Below are 20512 nucleotides of genomic sequence, written 5' to 3' on the forward strand. Positions count from 1 at the left end.
ACCCGACCCGGCTCGCCGGTTGCCCCGCCACGCCCCTCGAACACACCACCGAAACCGTCCGCCCCGCCGCAGCAGCCCGGCAAGGATGAGCTCCGGGCATTGTCTCCGTCCAAGGAGTCGTCGCTGCGGTCGAGCAGCGGCGGATCGTCGACCTACGTCGAGTTCGTCAACTCCAGCCAGATACCCGTCGCCGTCTTCTGGCTGGACCACAGCGGCCGGCGGCAGTGGTACAAGACGCTGTGGCCCGGCCAGTCGTACCGGCAGCAAACGTTTGTGGGGCACCCGTGGGTCGTAACGGACCGCTCTGGCCGGGCGCTGGCCTGCTTCCTTCCCGCCCGGGAAGCCAGCAAGGCGGTCATCCGCTAGGCGGAAGGACGACCCCGTTCGGGAATTGACTGACGCAGCCACGGGTGTCGTCAATGCCGTACCGCGTGGCCACACGCAGCATTCATGCCGTCGAGCATGATCGCGTGCAGCCACGCGGTACAGGCTTTCTCTACGCCTGGTCGCCCGGAGTGAGGGTCTCCCGAGGTGGCCCGGGCTCGGCCCAACACAGACCGCCTCGAAACTCCGCTCCGGGCACGCCTTCGGGCACGCGACTGATGTCCGCCACGGCCCCGAGCGACACGGCGACGTCGCCCCGCAGCTCCGCGCTCGCCGATTCGAGGTCATCGTCCTCCGCCGACCAGTCGATATCCGCCGCCCGCAGCTCGGCGACAGCGCGATCAGTGAGTGCCTCCGGGGCAACGACCAGCACGTCGACCCGGCAGTACAGATGGAGAGCGAACGGTGCGGAGGTGGGGGCGGCGACCCTGCCTTGCAATGGTCAAGGCTGCTGTCGGCCGGCGTCGGTTACTGCCGCTGACCTGCCCGACTTGTCGGTTGCCGTCGCTCGTCACTCCTGTCCGTCGGCCGGGCTGGCGGTACGGATTGCTGTACAGCCGTCTCCCGGCTCTGCCGGCTGGATCGCGTTGGCCGGTTCAAGCCGCCCGCCCGTCGAACTGACTTGATCCTTCCGTTACGTAAGGTCTTAGCGTCGCTGGCATGGCAAAGCAGATCAAGGTTTCCCGCCGCCTGAAGCTCGAACTTGAGGCGGGTAACGCCGCAATGGTTGAGATCGGCAAGATGCTCGGCCCGACTGGCATCAACACGCGGCAGGTCAAGCTCGACTATGACGCGGCGACTGCAGGCCAGCGAGGCGACATCGTGCCTGTCGTCGTAACGATTTTCGAGGACCGTTCCTACGCGCTGGAGTATCGGACCCCTCCGACGTCTCATCTCATCCGGCGGATTCTAGGGTTGCCGAAGGGATCGGGTCGGCCGGGAGCTGAGTCGGTGGCGAAAATGTCACGGGAGCAGTTGCGAGAGGTCGCGTTGCGGAAGCTTCCGGACCTCAACACCGACGACGTGGAGGCTGCGATGAAGCAGGTAGCCGGCACCGCGCGATCAATGGGTGTCCTCATCGCCGATGAGTGACAGCCTCTGGCGGGCCGTCGTGCCGCCCTACCGGATGCTTGATCCTGGCCTGGTGTTGGCCGAGACGACGCTCTTGGACACGCTGGCGGAACTCTGCGCGGTGCTTCCCGACGAGAGAAGAGCCAGCTTCCTACTCAACGAGGCGCTGATTCGCGCCGGGGCGACCCCACAGCTGATCGGACGAGACGGCGAATGGCGGATGGTGGTGGCGGGGCAAGACCCACACGCCGCTGCCGCCACCGCCTTAGCCGTGCTGGTCGCCGCCCACGGATGGCGACGACTCAAGCGCTGCCTCCGGTGCGGGCGACCCTTCATCGACCGAACCAATGGTGTGAGTCGCCGTGGTTGTGCCGACCACCCGGGCCGCCCCCGTGTCCGCCGTACCGCCAAGCCCTGAGCGCAGCACGTTCCAGCCTCGACTAGCGATGCTGAGGGCGGATCTCCTCGGCGGGCAGCGTCGACCGTCCAGCCTTTCCGAACGGGGCCAAGGTGGAGCGCCCTACGGGACGTACGACCTTGGTGCGTCCGGGGAGGCCGGTGCCCTATCGAGCGTCAAGTTTTTTCGTTGGCGAGCCGGGCGACAGCCCGGTTGGTGTGTGAGCCAGCTTGGTCGCCAAAGGCCCAGGCGGGGTCGTGACGGTCGGAGTACGCCTGGACGGCTTGCAAGGCGTTGCGCTCGGTGGTGGTGGCTTCGCCGAGCAGCCAGGCGAGAGCGTCGCTGGCGTTGTTGGAGGGGGCGAGGCCGGTTGTAGGTGCAGATGCCGCCCATTCCGTCCGGGCGTACACGGGATCAGGCGTCTTCGGCCTCGTGGATATGGGTTTTGGCGGCCTGTTCGGCGTTGCCGAGCGCGGCATAGGCACGGGCGGCGCTGATTCGGCGGCGAGCGGTCGCTGATCTTCCGGGTCATCAAGGTCTGCGATCAGCCGTCGTACCACGGGTGGGTCTGGCTGACCGGCTACGTGCTGGATCGGACCGGCAAAGCCGTGGACCGGCGAGAGATCTACGTGCAGAGCGCGGGTCTGAGGCTGATCACTCCCGCGGCGGCCGCAGACGTCGGGCACCCACCACCGAAGCTTCCGGGCCAGGCGATGCGGGGTGGATCGGGCCGGAAGGCAGAAACGAAGGTCTGAGCTTGAGGAGGCAACGGTACCCACCCATGCGGCGGGCAGCGCGACGGCTGGCCCGGCTCTGCCCCGAGCAGGTGAGGCGCATGCGATTCCGTCGTACGAGATTCGGGCGACGCGGCCTAGCCGAGGAGCACGTCTACGCCTTCCTCCGCGTCATCGTTGACGAGCTGATCGCCAGGGCGGCGTGGAGGCAAGCCTTCGCGCGGAGAACGCGCGGCTGAAGGGTGCACTGCGCGACGGGCAGAGCAACTTCGCGCCCAGGCCCAGCCGGATGGGAAACGCGGCCCGCCCCGCCAACCGGGGCCAGGTGATTTCATCTGGGCCGGAAAACCTGCGAAAAGGGACGACCCCCGTCGGGGGAAAGTGGCCTGATGTAGCAGGGAGTGTGATCGAGTGCCGTACCGCGTGGTCAGACGTACCGGTCGTTCCGTCGAGCATGATCGAGTGTGGCTGCGCGGTACGGCGTTCGCTGACGATCCGCTGACTTCCAGGATGCCGCACTGCGGGCGCCCGAGGACGGCTGGAGGCCGCCCGCAGGGCAGCCCGCGAGCGCGTGCCAGCTTCCGACCCCTGCCTTGCAAAGATCGCGCCTGCTGTCGGTTAGCGTCGGCTGCTGCCGCTGACCTGCTCGGCTCGTCGGCTGCCGTCGCTCCTCGCTCCTGCCCGTCGGCCGGCTTGGTTGTACGGATGGCTGTACAGCCGCCTTCTGATCCGTAGATTCCCGAGACCCCTTCGCAGCCGTTCGGCAACGTCCGCATCGCCCTGGTCGTCGCCGGCTTGGCAACTCCATCGGTCCGGTCTCGTCCGACTCGGTTCGCCCCGGTGGCTTGCAACCGTGGCTCCCAACGTCGGCTGGAGTAGCCCGGGCAGCTCGTCAAGGTTGCACTGTCGGTCTCGATCATTAGCATCGGCACAATCGCGGAGGGGGTAGACGTCTTGACTGGTACTCAGGTCGATGCGCTTGTCCGGATCATGCCGCCAGCCCACGGCTCCGGCGAAGAGGTCGACTGGGACACCGCCGAGGCGCAGTTAGGAACCCGTCTACCGGCCGACTATCACGCCTTCATGGCGGTCTACGGCGGTGGCAACATTGGCGGCCAACTAAGCATCCTGCTACCGCTGCCTGTCGACTCGGTGTGGAGCGGCGGCACGATCGCTGGCGAGACTCCGAACTTGCGCCACTACTGGGAAGAGGAGGGCGGGCTAGCCGGGACAGATTTCGGGGCGGATGCGGTTATGGCCTGGGGCGTCGGCTGCAGCAGCCCCGACCTACTGGGCTGGCTGATGACCGGCCCGGATCCCGACCGGTGGCCAGTGGTGGTGTGGCGACGCCACGTGTCATGGGACGAGCCGAGTCTCGCGCTCTTCGACTGTGGGATGGCGGAGTTTGTCAGGCGACTGTTGCTCGCCGAATTTGACCGGTGCCCGCTCAGCGATCTCTCACTGTGGGGCCGCATCGAACCGTTCGTGCATTGGCGTGAACAGGACCGCCGCTTCCTAGCCGGCCTCGATCCCATCACCGGCGAACCCGACCCGACCGCAGAAATGTTCTAAAGGCTGGGACCGGCCGTAGCCATGCATTACGACTGCTTCGAAAGCCCTGTCACGCGGTTTAGGAAGTGTGGACACGGCCAGAAGTCGCATGGCAGCGACCTGGCTTGACCTGCCTCGCCACGCAGGCCGCCACGTCCAGGCGCTGACCACCGTTGACCGTCGTCGCCCATCCCAACGGGCACGCAACGGGCACGGCGACCGAGGGATTATGAGATCAAATCGAGCATCCCGCCAACCTGGGCACATGACCCCCTAGCTGCGGAATCACCTCTCGACATCTCCCACCACTTCCCTGCTGCCGGTGGGCCTCTTGCGGACTAGATGCGGACTGCGGGTCAGGCGGCGCGGAGCGTCAGTTTGGAAGATCGTTTCCAGCTGTCGTCATCTGTCCGGAACGCCTGGTCAGCGGCGGTGTGCTCGTGCCCAATCATGACCGCTGCTGACCGTCCGGGACACCGGTTACTGGCATGTAGCTGACACGGTGGCGCAGTGGGCGCGTGGCTGTCCGGTGGTGTTTGGCTTACCGCCCCCGGCTTCTCGGGCCAGCGGCGGCTTGCCATGCCGCCGGCTTTCCGCGCGCCTGGGCCCCGTTGCTCGGTGGCAAGCCGCGGAGCGGCGCGGCAGCCGAGCGCCCTAACATCGACGGCGGCCGGCCCCGCTGGCGCTCGTCACGGCCCAATTTGCTGCCCACGACCATGCCGACGCCTGGCGCGATGCTCAAGGACCCATTGGGTAACCAACAGGGCCAACGCGGCCAGTAACAGCACAGCGCCGATCCACCGGCTCGGAGTGCGCCAGGTGCTGGGCGTCACCTCCGTGAGGTTTCCTAGCCACAGGAGAGCATAGAAGCTCATGCACGCTGCCCCTGCGGCCCACAACCGAGGGTGATACACGATCCGCCCGAACAGCCGAACCGTTGATCCGCGTCGGCTGTGGAGAACCACCCAGACAGCGCGCCCGACCAAGGCGACAGCGGCGCTGGCGATCAGGATGTCCATGACCGTTGCGCCCGCCTCGTAGGTCGTCACGGGCATCACGGTAGCGGCACCACGCAGCTGCTGGCCTCAGGCACCTGGGTGCCCTCGTATGGTCCGCCGGGCTGCGGCGCGCGATGCCGGCCGGAGGCCGCCAGCAGCGCACCGCAGCCCGGCGGTGCGCCGCGCTCGCGCGGCGCCTTGATCCTGATGAGAATGTTTTGGCAGGCACTCCTCGGTGGCCGGAATACCGGACGAGGTCGAGTTGCCACGAAGGTGCAGGTGGCACGCCAAATATTGGCTCGCGCTTTGGACCCCGGGGTAATGAAAGTCCCGCTCTCGAATAGCTGACCTGTGTCATAGCATCCCGGGGTGGGCCCGCACATCATTATGGCTAGTGGACGCCGCCGCTGCGGACGACCGGTTTGCCGACCTGGAACACCCGTACAGCTACCTGATCGACGCCCGGCTACACGCCTACAGCGACACGGACCGGTGGGTGCTGCTGATCGAGGTTGTGGGCTACAACCCGCGGGTTGGCAATGTCGTAGACGTGCTGTACCCGGTCGGCAAGGCCGTGCTCGTCGAGCCGAATTCGCCGGCGCTGCGGCTACGGCGCATCGACAACGTGACGGAGTTGTTCGACGAGGAGGACGACGAGTGGCCGGACCCGCTCCGGCAGGTGCCGCTGGTGATCCGCGGGCAGCAGGTCCACGTGGACGCTCCGCAGGACATCGAGGAGGAAGAGCTCTTCCGGATGCTGGTTCCCCAGCACCGGGAGCTGTCGTTGGCTGACGAGACAGAGCTGCGCCGGGTTGTGCCGGCCGACCTGCCGGAGGTGCTCCGGCTGGACGAGTGGCATCATGAGACAGTCATCCGGGGCGGCAGCGGTCCTCCAAGTGCGGCCGCAGGTGTGTTGCAGGTGGCACCCAGCGATGTAGAGGCGTACCAGCAAATCGCGAAGGTACTGGCCACCGGCGACGCGTCGCGCTACCGACCGACGCTGCCACCGAACACGCACTGGAGCGACTGGCCGCAGTCCGGCCGCTTGTGACCCTGCTCCGCCCACGGTACGCGGCCCCGCCGCGCGGAGCGGCTGGGGCGGCGCTGGGTGGTGCCGCGTAGCCGTTTCCACGCCTGGCTGGACGGTACCTCCGGCGAGCTTTCGGCAACGGGTACCGATGCGCCGCGCGGGAGCTGGTGATCGTGGGCTTCGTCAGCAAGACGCCGGCCGGGACGTATCGAGCGAACTGGCGGGACTCGGCCGACCGGCAGAAAGCGAAGACGTTCCGCACGAAGAAGGAGGCGAACGCCTTCCTGGCCGAAATGGAAGGCGCGATCAACCGGGGGATGTACGTCGACCCGCACGCGGGGCGGATGCGTTTCGGGGAGTTCGTGACGCGTTGGCTGGCCGGGCGGTCGGTGGAGGCGCGGACGGCAGAGCGGACGGATTCCATGCTGCGGGCTCACCTGCTGCCGCAGTGGGCGGACTGGCCCTTGGCAAAGATCGACTACCTGGCGGTGCAGGAGTGGCTAACCAACCTTGGCCGGACCCTGGCGCCCTCGACGACGGCAAAGCACCTCGGCATGCTGTCGATGATCATGCAGACGGCAATCCGGGCACGCATGATCGCGGTGAACCCATGCGAGGGGGTGCGAGTGCCGCGTAACCGGGCGCGTGAGGCTCGCGCTGGCACGGTCAGCCGGGAGGCGTTCTTCGGTCGACTGCTGCCCGCCGTGCCGGCCGAGCACTGGGGGATCGTCTACGCCGCCGCCGGGGCGGGGCTGCGCTGGGGTGAGTGCGCGGGCCTGCCGTGGGAGGCGGTCGACCTCGATCGAGGGCTGCTGCACGTCGCCCAGGTGGCGGTGGAAACCCACGGCGGAACCGTGCTGCGGGCGTACCCGAAGACTCGGGCCGGCGTGCGGACGGTGCCGATGCCGCCGTTCCTCGTCGACGAGCTGCGGCGGCGGCGCGGGGCCGGCTTCCCGGACGGCCGGGCGTTGGTCTTCGCCGACCGGGATGGCGGGCCGCAGCGACGGTCGAACTTCCGGCGGCGGGTGTGGCTGCCGTCGCTGGTGCGGGCCGGCCTGCTCGGCCGGGTCGCCGAGGTGTCGCCGGGCCAGTGGCTGGCGGTGTGGCCGGATCGGGACGGCCGGGAGCAGCGGGCGGAGTTCTCAACGGAGGCGGCGGCGGTCGCGCATGTGGCGGCTTCGGCGTTCGGCGGACTGCGGTTCCACGACCTTAGGCACTCGTACATCACGTGGCTGGTGACGGACGGCGTGCCGGTCAACGTGGTGCGGCGGGTGGTGGGGCACGAAAAGGCGTCGACGACGCTGGATCGGTACACCCACACGCCCGAGGACTACGCCGACCGGGTGCGGCTGACGTTCGCTGACGATTCGCTGACTTTCCGCCTGTCGCCCGACCCGACCGATCCGGAGAACGCGCCTTCACCTGGGCCGGAGGGGGACCGGGAAAGGGACGACCCCCGTCGGGGGGATGCGGTCTCAAGCTGTCGGGTGCTGTCATCTGGTGGCAGCCCCCGCCAACGAGCAGGTGCAGGTTGTCGTCGGTTGACGTTCCGGACCGACCCGCATCGAGGCTCGCGCTGCCTTTTCGCTGCCTCGCTGCCTGACGTCTCGCTTACAAGCTCTGTGCGTCGCGTCCCCAGGCGTCCGGCGACGGCTGCACCCTCGAGCTCCGTCCGTGTCAGCGCGCGTCAGCGTGCCGCCGTCCGGCGGCGTTGCTGTCAGCGTTGCTGTCGGCAGCCGTTCCGCTCCCGACCCAGGTCGACCTTCGACGGGGGAAGGTCCCCTCACGTAGGCGGGCATCCGTGGGCAGCGGCCAGCTGCCCGACAGGTGACATTGGCGGTCTCCGTCGTTCGCTCACCGGCTCCACATCACCGCCCGGAATTTCCAGCTCTCCCAACCTTCCGCCTGGCCGATCGAGACATGCACATCGACCGTCGCTGGCCGTGGCCAGCGCCTGTTGCAGCCGGGGCCCTCAGTACGCCATAGCCGGCCGTCTGGCCGACCCTTAGTACGTCGCTGACATGGAACACTGCTGGTTGTGACAGCGCATCGAGGTCGATGCAGTCGCATGTCCGGCGAGACAGCGGAGGGGGGTAGCTGCTCAGTGTTCCAACGGATCCGGGCGCTAGGCTCTATTCTTACCGCCACCCTCAGCGTCTCCGCGTCTCGCCTTCAAGGAGCGAGACCGGGAGAGCCGCCTTGGATAAGCGCAACTTCAACGAGCGCGATATCTGCACGAAGTTCATTACACCGGCACTCCGGAGGACGGGATGGGACGAACTCACTCAAATCCGTGAGGAGGTCCGCTTCACGAAGGGGCGGGTGCTACTTCACGGGAAGGTCGTCTCGCGAGGGCAGGGAAAACGGGCTGATTACATTCTCTACTACCAGCCCGATCTGCCCTTGGCAGTGATCGAAGCCAAGGATAACAACCACAGCCTGACAGACGGCATGCAGCAGGCATTGGAGTACGCCACCACGCTTGGCATCCCATTCGCTTTCTCCTCAAATGGGGACGGCTTCGCCTTCCATGACCTAACAGGGGCTAGCGATCCCACTGAGGTCAACTTAGCCCTTGACGACTTTCCATCTCCTGAGGGCCTGTGGGCACGATATCGGGCTTGGAAAGGCATCTTGCCCGAGCATGAGGAAACTGTTCTTCAGAAGTACTTCGAGGACCCGACTGGCAAAGCACCCCGCTATTATCAGGTAGCAGCCGTAAATGCAGCCATCGAAGCGATTGCCAAAGGCGGCCAGCGCCTGCTACTTGTGATGGCAACTGGCACCGGAAAGACCTACACGGCCTTCCAGATAATCTGGCGCTTGTGGCGATCCGGACAAAAAAAGCGGGTCCTATTCCTTGCTGACCGCAATATCCTCATCGACCAAACCATGGTCAACGACTTTCGCCCATTTGGCCCCGCCATGGCAAAGCTCAGTACTAGGGCTAAGACGATTGAGCGCGCCGAGCGCGGCACAGGTGCACGGAGGATAGACACCGCTTACGAGATATACTTGAGCCTCTACCAGGCAATCACTGGACCCGATGAGCGGCAGAAGTTGTATCGCGAATTCTCCCCCAACTTCTTCGACCTCATAGTTGTCGACGAGTGCCACCGCGGCAGCGCTGCCGAAGATTCCGCCTGGCGAGAAATACTCGAATACTTTTCAGGCGCAACTCAGCTTGGCCTAACCGCCACGCCGAAAGAGACAGAGTATGTCTCCAACGTTGAGTATTTCGGCAGCCCGGTCTACACCTACTCGCTGAGGCAAGGCATCTCCGACGGGTTCTTGGCGCCCTACCGAGTGATCAAGGTTGGGATTAGCGTAGACGTAGACGGATACAAGCCGCCATCGAACACGCTCGACCGTTACGGACGAAAGGTGGAGGACCGGACCTACACCAGCGAAGACTTCGACTCCAATATCGTCATCGACGAGCGGACAAAGCTGGTCGCCAGAAAGGTCTCGGACTTCCTCAAAGACAGCGGGGATCGTTTCCAGAAGACCATCGTATTCTGCGTAGATCAGGAGCATGCAGCTCGGATGCGGCAGGCCCTTGTTAATGAGAACCAGGACCTGTGCCGAGAGAATCACCGCTACGTCATGCGGATCACTGGCAGCGACATCGAAGGCAACACTCACCTAGGTAACTTTATGGATCCCGAATCCCGGTACCCGGTGATCGTCACTACATCACGACTTCTCTCGACTGGCGTCGATGTTCAGACCTGCCGCGTCATCGCGATCGACAGGCCGATCACGTCGATGACAGAGTTCAAACAAATTCTCGGCCGAGGCACGCGTATTCACGAGGACACCGGAAAGTTCTATTTCACAGTTATCGACTTCCGGAAGGCAACGGACCACTTCGCCGATCCCGAGTTTGACGGCGAACCAGTCCAGATATACCAACCCGAGACAGATCAGAGCTTGGTCCCACCCGACGAGACAAAGAGCAAGTCAAGCGGAGTGGACGATCAATCAACTCCGGTTCCATCCGACCAGATTCTTGACAAGAAGAGCCTGTCCAAGCGGAAGCTTTACCTAGACGGTATCGAGCTTTCGATTGTCGAACACCGAGTTGAGTATCTTGACCATCAGGGGGTCATCGTATCGGACGATTTGAAGCTCTTCACACAGAAGCTCCTCCTAGACCGCTTCGGTACCGTCGAAGAGTTCAGGAGGCAGTGGAATAGCACGCCCAAGAAATCTATTTTAATGACGAGCCTTGGCGAGGCGCAGACCTTTCTCCATGCTCTAGTCGAACAGGGCGGGACGAGCACAGATCCTTATGATGTCATTTGCCATGTCGCTTTCGGCCAGCCGGTGCTAAGCCGAGAGCAGCGGGCAAGTAGAGTGAGGGCGACGGAGGTCTTGTCCGAGTACAGCGACCCAGCTAGGGCTGTACTGGAAGCCCTGCTGCAGAAGTACGAGGACGAGGGGACGTTGGACCTAGACGATCTCCGGTTGCTACAGATCGCGCCCTTCGACTCGATGGGCACGCCGCTTCAGCTGGTTCGGCGGTTCCAGTCAAGAGACGGATTCGAGCGAGCGGTCCGCGGCATGCAACGCGCGCTATACCAAGAGGAACTCTGAGATGACGGTACGTAGCACAGTAAAGTCCATCCAAGACATCATGCGACAAGACGTCGGCGTGGACGGGGACGCACAGCGGATCTCACAGCTTTGCTGGATGTTCTTTCTGAAGATCGTGGACGATCAGGAACTGCAGCTTGAGCTCTTGTACTCCGACTATCGGTCGCCGATCCCGGCTGACCTTCAGTGGCGTTCTTGGGCCGCAGACCCAGAGGGCCTAACTGGTGATGCGCTGCTTACCTTCATCAACGATAGGCTCTTTCCTGAACTCAAAGAGCTAAGTGCCGTCGGAAAGGGTGCGAACCGTAGTCGCGTCATCCGTAGCGTTTTCGAGGACGCCTACAACTACATGAAGTCGGGGCAGTTGATTCGGCAGGTCGTTAACCGGATCAACTCCATCGACTTCAACGATCTGGCCGAGCGCCAGCACTTCGGCGACATCTACGAGCAGATCCTCAATGATCTCCAAAGTGCCGGGAATTCGGGCGAATACTACACGCCTCGCGCGGTAACTTCCTTTATGACGGAACGGGTCGACCCCAAGCCGGGGGAGATCCTGTTAGACCCCGCGTGTGGCACTGGCGGCTTTCTGACGTCCGCAATTCGGCACATGCGGAACTCTTACGTCCGAGGTGTCGAGGACGAACAGCAGTTGCAGGCCGGGCTGCGCGCAGTTGAGAAGAAGCAACTGCCACATATGCTCTGCGTCACCAATATGCTCTTGCACGGCATCGAGGACGCGAGCTTTGTGCAACACGACAACACGCTCGCCAGGCCCTACATCAGCTATTCCTCGAATGACCGCGTGGATGTAATCCTGACGAATCCTCCCTTCGGCGGCCGGGAGGAGGTAGGCATCGAATCGAACTTTCCTAAACACTTCCAAACACGGGAAACGGCCGATCTATTTCTGGCGCTGATCATCCGCCTCCTCAGGCCGGGCGGACGGGCTGCTGTTGTTCTTCCCGATGGATCGCTATTCGGCGAAGGCGTCAAAACTCGACTCAAGGAGCATTTGCTACAAGAGTGCAACCTGCACACGATTGTTCGTCTGCCAAATAGCGTCTTCAGGCCCTACGCAACAATCGGCACGAACCTACTTTTCTTCGACAAGGGCGAGCCGACGAAGGAGACCTGGTTCTACGAGCATCGGGTACCAGCCAGCCAGAAGGCCTATTCTATGACTAGGCCTATTAGGCTGGAGCATTTCCAGTCATGTGCGGATTGGTGGGGTGGACGGACCCGAGATGGTCGAGTCGAGACCGAGGTAGCTTGGCGGGTCGATATCGACGATATCCGCGACCGGAACTACAACCTGGACTGGAGGAATCCGAACGTCGCTGTAGAGGACCACGGAGACCCAGCCGAGGTCTTAGCCGAGCTTGAAGAGGCAGAGAACCGGAGCCAGAAGCTTCGCGATCAACTCAAGGCCATTCTCGAGAAGGCTCTTCTACAATGAACGGTGATCTCCTCTTATCTCACTTCGATCGCCTTTCGTCACACCCTCTTGCCGTCGCACGCCTCCGACGGTTCGTGCTTGATCTAGCTGTGAGTGGAAAGCTGGTTGAGCAGAACTCGGGGGATGAGTCGGCTATCGAGCTTGTTCATCGCATTGAACGGCGCAAGAAGGAGTTGGTTGAGACAGGCGAAGTGAAGAGGTTTCGTACATACGAGCCAGTCCGGCCTAATGAGATTCCCTTTAGCCTTCCTTGCGGCTGGCAGGCGTTGCGGCTGGGAGCGTTGGTAAGCAAACTAGGAGCTGGAAGCACGCCCTCAGGCGGCAAAACTGTGTACGAGACCAGCGGCGTACCCTTCCTGCGGTCTCAGAACGTCCATGACGATGGACTGCGGCTCCAGGACGTCGCGTACATTCCGCGACACATTCACGCCAGGATGTCTGGAACTCATGTCCGGCCCGATGACGTTCTGTTGAACATCACGGGAGGCTCGATCGGCCGCACTTCACTCGTTCCCGACTGGTTCGCCGAGGGCAACGTGTCGCAGCATGTTGCCATTATCCGTCTGATTGATCCTTCAATTCGTGGGTTTCTACACGTTCAGCTTAGGTCTAGCCTAGTTCAAAAAGCGATCCAGAAGGTTCAGGTGGGGGCTTCACGCGAAGGGCTAAGCATGCAACGGCTTAGCCAGTTCCCCATCCTGCTCCCGCCAGAGGCCGAACAGGAACGGATCATGGAGAAGGTGGCGGAGCTCGTCGAGCTCTGCGACACCTTGGAGGATAGGCAGGCCGAGGAAGAACATCGCAGAAGCCGCTTTACCGTCTCCTCCTTGCACAGTCTGCAAAGGGCTGCCGAATCCGCTGCACCAGATATTCAGCGGAGCTCGGGACTTTATTTGCATAACTTACCTCGCGTACTCGCCGAACCGGGCCAAGTAGCACTGCTGCGGCAGGCTCTCCTCGACGTCGCGGTACAGGGCAGGCTGGTCGAACAGGAACCTGACGACGAGCCTTCGAGCTCACTTCTCGAAAGGATTGCTCGAGAAAAGGCAGAGCTGATCGAGCAGAAGCGTATTCGGAGACCTGCGACGCGCAGGTCGGGAGGGCAGGGCCTGGCGGTTCCGTGGGTACTGCCGAGGGGTTGGTCGGTATGCGCGCTTGAATCTGTATGCCTGTCGATTACTGACGGCGACCATCTTCCGCCGCCCAAGGCGGACAGTGGCATACCCTTTCTCGTAATCAGCGACGTCAGGGGGCGGGAAATCAACCTCCAGACAAGCCGATTTGTAGCGTCGTCTTATTTCAACTCGCTTGACTGGACTCGCAAACCGCGCCCGGGAGACATCCTTTACACGTTGGTTGGCTCCTACGGCATCCCGGTTGCCGTGAAGGATGACAAACCATTCTGCGTACAGCGCCATATCGGCATCTTGCGGCCTTCTCAGCAAGTAGACGTCGGCTTTCTAGTTCACGCTCTGGGAAGCCGGTGGGTCTACGACCAAGCAACAAGTGTTGCTACTGGTATCGCCCAGAAGACCGTAGGACTAGCCGGCCTCCGGAGAATCGTGCTTCCGTTACCCCCTTTGCAGGAACAAGTCCGGATTCGACAAAAGTTGGATGAGTTGTTCGGCATATGCGATGAACTAGAAGAGTCGCTGGTTGCAGTAGCGGACGGTAGGGAGCGCCTGTTGAGGGCGTCACTGCGAACTGCACTTCCAGTCGCTGAATAGCTGGATTCTTTCGAGCGGTCCGGCGCTACCCTGCTCCTAGTCAAGACTATCCGGCAGCCTGTGGTTGGACAGTTGGAGCAGACGAGGCCGTGGTGGGGATGCGGCGCGCGCACTCTGGGCAGGCCCTGGCCTGCCGGCAATAGCCGGCCCGAGGGGTCGCAGAGGCTCCGGGGTCAAGGGCGGCCGCAGGGCCGTCGCGTAGCGACGCGAAGCGCCCTTGACCCTGGAGGGGCGGCCCCGCACACTCCGCGCCGCATCCCCACCACGGCCGGCGGTGACTCGCCCTACGGCGCGGCGGTGCGACGGCCGCCGCGCCCGGCCGGCTGCCGGCCCACCACATCACCGTCAACGGTCTGTCGTTCTGCGGCGGCCCCCCGGGCTTCCCGCTGTCCGCGCCAGCCGCCGGGCGTGTTGCGTGGCCGGCGTGGAGCGACAGCGGAGCGTCGGACGCGCGCCCTGGCGGCGGCGCGTGCGGCCCGTTGCGGGCCGCCTTGAAGACGTACAGAAACTTTGAACCGATTGGCCGGCAGCCGCCTGTCCGACTCCGATGATGCGTTACAGGTTGGCTTCACTTGATGCGTGACACTCCGCTGAGTGCTGGTGGAGATGAGCGTGACCGAACAGCGGTATCGGGCGGTGTTGGAGGTTCAGGCTGGGCTTGCGGTGACGGAGGTGGCCGACCGGTTCGGCGTCTCTCGCCAGGCGGTGCACCGGTGGCTGCGCAGATATGCCGAGGAGGGCTTGGACGGGTTGAGGGACCGCTCGCATCGGCCCCAGGGGCACCCAGCCCAGACCTCGGCCGAGGTCGAGTCGGCTATCTGCGAGCTGCGCCGCACCCATCCCCGGTGGGGGCAGCGGCGGCTGCACTACGAGTTGGGCCGCCGGGGCTGTCCCGGTCCGGTTCCGTCGTTGAGCACCATTTACCGGGTGCTGGTCCGTCACGGGCTGCTCGATCCCGTGCCTCGCCGTCGCCGGCGGGAGGACTACCGGCGCTGGGAACGTGGCCGGTCGATGGAACTGTGGAGATGGACATCGTGGGCGGTGTCATGCTCGCCAACGGGCGGGAGGCCAAGGTCGTCACCGGCGTGAATGACCACTCCCGGTTCTGCGTCATCGCCGCTGTCGTTCCTCGGGCCACGGGCCGGGCCGTCTGCCTCGCGTTCGCCGATGCCCTGCAACGGTTCGGGGTGCCCGAGGAGGTGCTCACCGACAACGGCAAACAGTTCACCGCCCGGTTCAACGCCGGTGGCGGGGAGGTGATGTTCGACCGGATCTGCCGGGAGAACGACATCACCCACCGGCTCACCAAACCCCGCTCACCCACCACCACCGGCAAGGTCGAACGGTTCCACCAGACCCTGCAACGCGAACTGCTCGATGACGTTGAGGTCTGGGCTGACCTGGAGGAAGCCCAAGCGGCCATCGATGTCTTCCGCCACGAATACAACACGGGACGACCGCACCAGTCCCTCGGGATGGCGTTCCCGGCAGACAGGTTTACCGCCCGCCCCAACGAGCCGCTGCCACTGCGGCTGCCGCCCACGCTGACCACGACCCGAACCGGCCCGGAGGAGCCGCCCCCGATTGCGCTGCCGAACCCACGCCGGTCACACGACCAACAGCCGACCGCCACGACGGCACCGCTAATCATGGCTGCCAACGGCGTTGACCCGGTCAACCTCGCCGTCGAGATCACCCGCACCGTTCCCGCCTCGGGCAACCTCGCCGTCTGCGGGCAACAGTTCTGGCTCGGCCCAGCCAGGGCCGGAGTCGCCATCGCGCTTTGGGTCGATACCTCCGTCGTCCACCTCCTCCTCGACGGCGTCCGTCTCAAGACCGTCCCTTCCCGGCTCACCCCCACCCACCGGCGTCAGCTCCTCGCCGACGGTGGCCGCCCCGCTGGACCGCCCCCGTTCACCGCCGGCCAACTCAAGTTGGGGGCTCCCGTCGAGGTCGACCGTCTCGTCAACGCCATCGGCCTGGTCAGCCTCGGCGGTCGGCAATACCCCATCGGCTATCACCTCGCCGGCCGACGCGTCACCGTCCGCCTCGACCGAGGTGTGCTGCACCTCCTCGATGCCGACCGGACTCTGCTGCGCAGCCTGCCCAACCCGCTCACTCCGCAAGAGCAGGCCCGCATCCGCGACGCCCGACCCGCCGGACCCCCACCCATCCCGGCACCTAACCCACCACGCGTCGAACGACGCGTCAGCAGCCGCGGCGTCCTCGTCATCGCCGGTTAGAAGATCCACGTCGGCATCGGCCACGCCGGTCGAACCCTCACCGTCGAAGACGCCGACACCACCTTCCGCGTCCACGACGGCGACCAACTCCTCACCGAAGTGCCTCGCACGACCACCAAGCCCATCGCCCGGTTCAAGGTCCGCAAGCCCGAGCCGCCACGACAGCGTCGGATAGCCTGCACCGACCGCGACGACCACGGAGCCCGACCATGAAGCTGCCGCCCGGAGCCACCGGCTTCAACCCGCAACCCGGCACCCAAGCGGACCTCAGGGCCTTCACCACCGTCTGTCACCACGCCGCCCACGCCATCGGCGCCACCGTCACCGGCGTCACTCCCGCCGGCGTCACGCCGAACTTCCACACGGTCGATATCGCCGAGGCCCCGCACCACATCGCGGTACTACGGCACACCACCCTGCCGTTCATCGCCTTCGCCCGCCCCCTCGCCAACGGCGACGTCATGGTGATGTTCGTCGACCACCCCGACCTCGCCGCCGCCCTCACCAACCTGACCGACGCCCAGGCCCTCACCACCGAGCAGCTACAGACCTCCCTGTCGCAGGTCGACCTGAGCGCCCTCAGCCCGCACGAACACGACCAGATCAACTACTGGAAACCGACCACAGTCGGCGAGCTGCTGTTCAACTTCTGGGACTGAACACCAGTAGCCTGAGACAAGGAACAACCAAGATCGTCTAGCCGGACGTGTCACGGATCAAGTGACAGCGATCCGTAACGCATCAAGTGGAGCCCGACATTGCCGGCAGCCGGCTGTCCGGCAGCCGGCCGGCCTCGGGTCGTCGGCCAGCGGACACGGGATGGTGTGGGCTGGGTGCGCTCCGTACCCTGGCGGCATGGCCGCTCTCGTCGATACCGCCCGGGAAGTCGCGCGACAGTTGTTGGAGACGGCGTTGCCCCGTCGGTGGAGTCACGTCCAGGCGGTCGCCGCCAAGGCGGACCGGATCAGCGCAGCGGTGCCGGTCGAGGATCGTGCGGTGCTCGTGGCGTCGGCGTGGCTGCATGACGTGGGCTACAGCCCGGATCTGGTCGACACGGGCTTTCACTCCCTCGACGGTGGCCGGTGGTTGCGCCGTGAGCGGTTCGACGAGCGGATCGCCGCACTGGTGGCGCATCACTCATGCGCGTGGCTGGAAGCGGAGGAACGCGGGCTCGGTGACGTCCTGGCCGCCGAGTTCCCCCGGGAGGAAACCGCGGTGACCGATGCGCTCTGCTTCTCGGACATGACGACCGGGCCGGACGGCCAGGACTTCGAGGTGCTGGAACGGCTGGCCGAGATCCGATCGCGGTACGGGCCGGAGCACCTGGTGACCCGGTTCATCCGCCGGGCGGAACCGGAGATGGTCGCCGCCGTGCAGCGGACCCAACGCCGGCTGGCCGGCAGCGTGGCTCAGCCGATGTAGGGCTGCGGGCGGTCCTCGTAGCCGTGGGTGATGCGCAGCAGGGTCGACGGGTGGATGTCGAGGGCGGCCAGCTCGTCGCGGGCCACCCATCGCACCTCGCGTGACTCTTCGCTCGAAGTCAGCTCACCGCCGGCCGGTATGGCGCGGAAGCAGAGCGAGAACTGTTGTCGTACCTCGCCGTCGGAGTACGCGACGACATGTTCAGGGGCGGAGTAGACCCCGACCATCCCGGTGACCTCGATCCTGATCCCGGTTTCCTCCTGGGTCTCCCGGACCGCCGTCTCTGCCACCGACTCGCCGATCTCTTGCCCACCGCCGGGCAGGGACCACAGGCCGTTGTCGCTGCGCTGGATGAGCAACACCCGGCCCTGCTCGTCACGGACGAAGACGGAGACGGCCACGACGATGCTGTTGGCCTTCGGCGCGTTCGGGTCGTGGTAGTGCTCGGTTCTCGTCATGCTTCTAGGCTGCCACCCCACTGCCGGGCAGCGGGTAGGAGGCGGACAGGACCCGGTCGAAGCTGTCGGCGTAGGTGCCGAAGAGGTCTCCGCCGTTGAGCCGGCGTAGGTGCATCACGGGCGCGTGTGGTGCCGGGAACCCGTAGACGTGCATGTTGACCAACATCTCGTCATCGAACCGGTAGATCGAGTTGTAGAGCGTCGTCTCGTGGTAGAGCACCGTCGCACCCGGCGCACCGTCAATCCGGTTGTAGTACTGCTGGACTTGCCGAATCTTCGCGGCCATGACGCCGGTCGCACCCTCCTCGACGCTCTTTCGCTCGATCGCAGGGCTGCTCGGATCACCGAGCAGGATCCTTACCTTGGCACCACCAGCGGCTTTCTGCCGCAAGGTGTCGATGAGCCTCGGGTCCTGTTCGACGAGGAAGAGGCCGGCGTAGGCCAGGATGTCGATTTGCTTCTCGGCCCGTTCGATCAGTCGACCCCACAGCTCGTACGGAACCGAGGAGCGCCGGGAGTAGAGCTGAACCATCTCACTCTGACCGATCTTCGACGCCTTCTCCGGGGTCACCGCCTTTGGCCACAGGTACGGCACATCCTCGCGCACCAGAGCCGCGATGGCGTGCCGGTGACGCGGGTACGGCGTGCGGTCCTGGGTGATCCACCGCTCCACGGTCTTCGCATCGACCCCGATCTTGTCAGCCACCATCGCGGGCGTTAGGCCGTTGCGCAGGATGGCATCGCGTAGCCGGTCGTTCGGCATTCAACCCTCCTCAGGAGACAACTAGGGACGAGTAGACGGTAGCCGAGACGTCCCATAGTCGTCCAGCCCATCGGATGGGCTGTCCTCCGAATTCCGGGAGCCTTATCCGCAGAGGCCAAGAGCAAGAGTCCACCGGGGACAAGCTCAACAACTGGCCGAGACACAGGAGGTATTTCGTGAAGCTGTACGTGGACACCAAGGCGAAGCAGGTGACGGTGTCGAAGGACCCGGAGCCGAAGAACGACCAGAACGGCAATCAGCGGTCGGAGAAGGGAACGGGCCGGCTCATGTGGTCCACCCAGGTCTTCGTTCTCGACGAGACGGGCGGTGAGGTCATCACCATCACCACGGCGGGTGAAAAGCCGAGCGTGATGGTGGGGCAGCTCATTGACGTCGAGCAGTTGGAGGCCATCCCGTGGGCGACCAACGGGCGTAACGGCGTCGCGTTCCGTGCGATCTCGCTGAAGCCGAAGGCTGGTACGTCGGCGGCCAAGTAAGTCCTTCGCACATCGTGCTGCGTGAAGCCTGCGGTGTCTCCTGAAGCGGCCTACGGTCCGCTGACTCACACGCCATCCTGGATAGGCGTTGGCCGGTTCGGTGGCTGCTCGTCCACACCGGTAGCTCAAACTTTGCCGACCGTCAGGCTCCGATTTGCGGCATGTACCTGGCGGATCAATCCCTGCACGCGGCTTGCCTGTGGGTGTCCGCGCTGCTCATCGCCTGCTTGTAGGCACAAGGGCCGCCGCACGGCCTGAGTGATTTCGAGCCCGGGGCCGGTACTGGCTCCTACACCTGCCGACCCCGTGCTCTCCAACCCATCCAACCCAATCGCTTGGGAGGACGTGTCATGTCCAAGTCTAGCCCTCGCCGCTCGTTCGGCCGGAAGTCAACCGGAACGGTGACAGTTATCGAGGCCAAGGTCCACCGGTCCTCGGCCCGAAACGCTCGAATGGCGTTCATCCTCGCTGCGGTCATCATCGGCATCCTGACGGCCGTGGTGGCCACTTCCTACGTACACCCGATCATCGCTCTGTTCATCGCCGTGGCCACCGGCGTCCCGTGTGGCGCGTTGGCCTGGCTCCTGGTCCGCGTCTGGCCGGTGCTGCGGCTGCTGTGGTGGTGGACCCCCGAAATCGTCCTGACCGTTCTGCTGCTCACGGGCTGGGTGCAGCTCGCCACCCACACCTCGACCCTGGTCACCCTGGCCGTCATCGCCGTCGTCCTCGGCGTGCCGACCGCCGTTCCCGTTACCCGCCGCCAGATCATCGCCTGGGTGTGGTGCCTGATCGTGCGCCACCGGTTGCGGGTGTGCTTCGCACAGTTCATCGTCGCCAACCAGTCCGGTTCCCTCCCGCTGATCCTGTGGGCCAAGCCGACCCCGGTCGGCGAACGAGTCTGGGTCTACCTGCGTCCCGGCCTCTCCCTGGCAAACCTGGAAGGCCGCCTCGACAAGATCGCCGTCACCTGCCACGCCTCGTCCGTCCTGGTCGAGCGGGCGGCCGACGGCAACGCCGCGTACCTGCGGTTCGACATCAAGCGCCGCGAGGTGCTCACCGCAACGGTCACGTCTCCGCTGGCCGACGTCATCGCCTCCGACGCCCCGGCCACCGACCGGCCGACGCCGGTCGTCCCCACCGCTCTGGACCTGCCCGACGTCCAGACCCCCACCATCACCC

At 64.8% G+C, this 20512-nt stretch carries 18 protein-coding genes and 2 pseudogenes; 16 read left to right on the forward strand and 4 right to left on the reverse strand.

Annotated features, from left to right (window positions below; genetic code table 11):
• The 3 genes and pseudogenes from E1193_RS19295 to E1193_RS19310 form a co-directional block, all read left to right on the forward strand.
• A pseudogene (locus E1193_RS19295) lies at positions 1–366 on the forward strand (hypothetical protein); the annotation flags it as partial.
• Positions 367–1044: 678 nt separating this feature from the next.
• Positions 1045–1476: a 50S ribosomal protein L11 gene (locus E1193_RS19305; RefSeq protein WP_132184598.1), complete on the forward strand. Its 432-nt coding sequence runs from the start codon at positions 1045–1047 to the stop codon at positions 1474–1476.
• On the forward strand, positions 1469–1873 hold the full coding sequence (locus E1193_RS19310; RefSeq protein ID WP_132184599.1) for a hypothetical protein: 405 nt from the start codon (positions 1469–1471) through the stop codon (positions 1871–1873). The genes E1193_RS19305 and E1193_RS19310 overlap by 8 nt, the downstream gene beginning before the upstream one ends.
• A 155-nt stretch (positions 1874–2028) precedes the next feature.
• Here the strand turns inward: E1193_RS19310 and E1193_RS19315 are convergent, their stop codons facing one another.
• Positions 2029–2262 (reverse strand): hypothetical protein, encoded by a 234-nt coding sequence (locus tag E1193_RS19315; protein ID WP_243707781.1) that lies wholly within the window; start codon positions 2260–2262, stop codon positions 2029–2031.
• A 105-nt stretch (positions 2263–2367) separates the two neighbouring features.
• Between E1193_RS19315 and E1193_RS33285 the strand changes: the two genes are divergently transcribed.
• The 3 genes from E1193_RS33285 (at position 2368) to E1193_RS19330 (ending at position 4158) form a co-directional block, all read left to right on the forward strand.
• On the forward strand, positions 2368–2607 hold the full coding sequence (locus E1193_RS33285; protein WP_243707786.1) for a hypothetical protein: 240 nt from the start codon (positions 2368–2370) through the stop codon (positions 2605–2607).
• An 80-nt stretch (positions 2608–2687) separates the two neighbouring features.
• Entirely contained in the window at positions 2688–2825 is a 138-nt protein-coding gene (locus E1193_RS33290) for a hypothetical protein (protein WP_243707782.1), read from the forward strand.
• Between the two features lie 715 nt (positions 2826–3540).
• Complete coding sequence (locus E1193_RS19330; protein WP_207922766.1) at positions 3541–4158, forward strand: SMI1/KNR4 family protein; 618 nt, start codon at positions 3541–3543, stop codon at positions 4156–4158.
• A gap of 668 nt (positions 4159–4826) precedes the next feature.
• On the opposite strand, the gene E1193_RS19335 is transcribed toward E1193_RS19330, so the two are convergent.
• Positions 4827–5192 carry a hypothetical protein gene (locus tag E1193_RS19335; RefSeq protein ID WP_243707783.1) on the reverse strand — a complete coding sequence of 122 codons (366 nt, stop codon included), beginning with the start codon at positions 5190–5192 and terminating at the stop codon, positions 4827–4829.
• Between the two features lie 439 nt (positions 5193–5631).
• Here E1193_RS19335 and E1193_RS19340 point away from each other — a divergent pair, with 439 nt between their 5' ends.
• From E1193_RS19340 to E1193_RS19385, 8 genes and pseudogenes are all read left to right on the forward strand, one after another.
• Positions 5632–6186 (forward strand): hypothetical protein, encoded by a 555-nt coding sequence (locus E1193_RS19340; RefSeq protein ID WP_243707784.1) that lies wholly within the window; start codon positions 5632–5634, stop codon positions 6184–6186.
• 152 nt (positions 6187–6338) lie between these two features.
• Positions 6339–8174 carry a site-specific integrase gene (locus tag E1193_RS33295; RefSeq protein ID WP_243707785.1) on the forward strand — a complete coding sequence of 612 codons (1836 nt, stop codon included), beginning with the start codon at positions 6339–6341 and terminating at the stop codon, positions 8172–8174.
• 190 nt (positions 8175–8364) lie between these two features.
• Positions 8365–10764 carry a DEAD/DEAH box helicase family protein gene (locus E1193_RS19360; RefSeq protein WP_132184602.1) on the forward strand — a complete coding sequence of 800 codons (2400 nt, stop codon included), beginning with the start codon at positions 8365–8367 and terminating at the stop codon, positions 10762–10764.
• Between the two features lies 1 nt (position 10765).
• Complete coding sequence (locus E1193_RS19365) at positions 10766–12223, forward strand: class I SAM-dependent DNA methyltransferase (RefSeq protein ID WP_132184603.1); 1458 nt, start codon at positions 10766–10768, stop codon at positions 12221–12223.
• Positions 12224–12312: 89 nt separating this feature from the next.
• Complete coding sequence (locus tag E1193_RS19370; RefSeq protein WP_165945777.1) at positions 12313–13950, forward strand: restriction endonuclease subunit S; 1638 nt, start codon at positions 12313–12315, stop codon at positions 13948–13950.
• Between the two features lie 606 nt (positions 13951–14556).
• Positions 14557–16406: pseudogene (locus tag E1193_RS19375) on the forward strand (IS481 family transposase).
• The gene (locus E1193_RS19380; RefSeq protein WP_132184605.1) at positions 16403–16852 is read left to right on the forward strand and encodes a hypothetical protein; all 450 of its coding nucleotides are present in this window, start codon (positions 16403–16405) and stop codon (positions 16850–16852) included. Before E1193_RS19375 ends, E1193_RS19380 begins: the two are co-directional and overlap by 4 nt.
• 196 nt (positions 16853–17048) lie before the next feature.
• A complete protein-coding gene (locus tag E1193_RS19385) occupies positions 17049–17615 on the forward strand; it encodes an HD domain-containing protein (protein ID WP_132184606.1) in 567 nt (188 codons plus the stop codon).
• On the opposite strand, the gene E1193_RS19390 is transcribed toward E1193_RS19385, so the two are convergent.
• Together E1193_RS19390 and E1193_RS19395 are read right to left on the reverse strand one after the other, a co-directional pair.
• Positions 17603–18073: an NUDIX domain-containing protein gene (locus E1193_RS19390; protein ID WP_132184607.1), complete on the reverse strand. Its 471-nt coding sequence runs from the start codon at positions 18071–18073 to the stop codon at positions 17603–17605. The genes E1193_RS19385 and E1193_RS19390 overlap by 13 nt on opposite strands.
• 4 nt (positions 18074–18077) lie before the next feature.
• Complete coding sequence (locus E1193_RS19395) at positions 18078–18836, reverse strand: XRE family transcriptional regulator (RefSeq protein ID WP_132184608.1); 759 nt, start codon at positions 18834–18836, stop codon at positions 18078–18080.
• Positions 18837–19012: 176 nt separating this feature from the next.
• On the opposite strand from E1193_RS19395, the gene E1193_RS19400 reads away from it, so the two are divergent.
• Positions 19013–19333 carry a hypothetical protein gene (locus E1193_RS19400; RefSeq protein ID WP_132184609.1) on the forward strand — a complete coding sequence of 107 codons (321 nt, stop codon included), beginning with the start codon at positions 19013–19015 and terminating at the stop codon, positions 19331–19333.
• Between the two features lie 350 nt (positions 19334–19683).
• A partial coding sequence (locus E1193_RS19410) for a hypothetical protein (RefSeq protein WP_132184610.1) occupies positions 19684–20512 on the forward strand: 829 nt, incomplete at its 3' end.

Source organism: Micromonospora sp. KC606 (assembly GCF_004348675.1).
In the GTDB taxonomy this organism is placed as follows: domain Bacteria; phylum Actinomycetota; class Actinomycetes; order Mycobacteriales; family Micromonosporaceae; genus Micromonospora.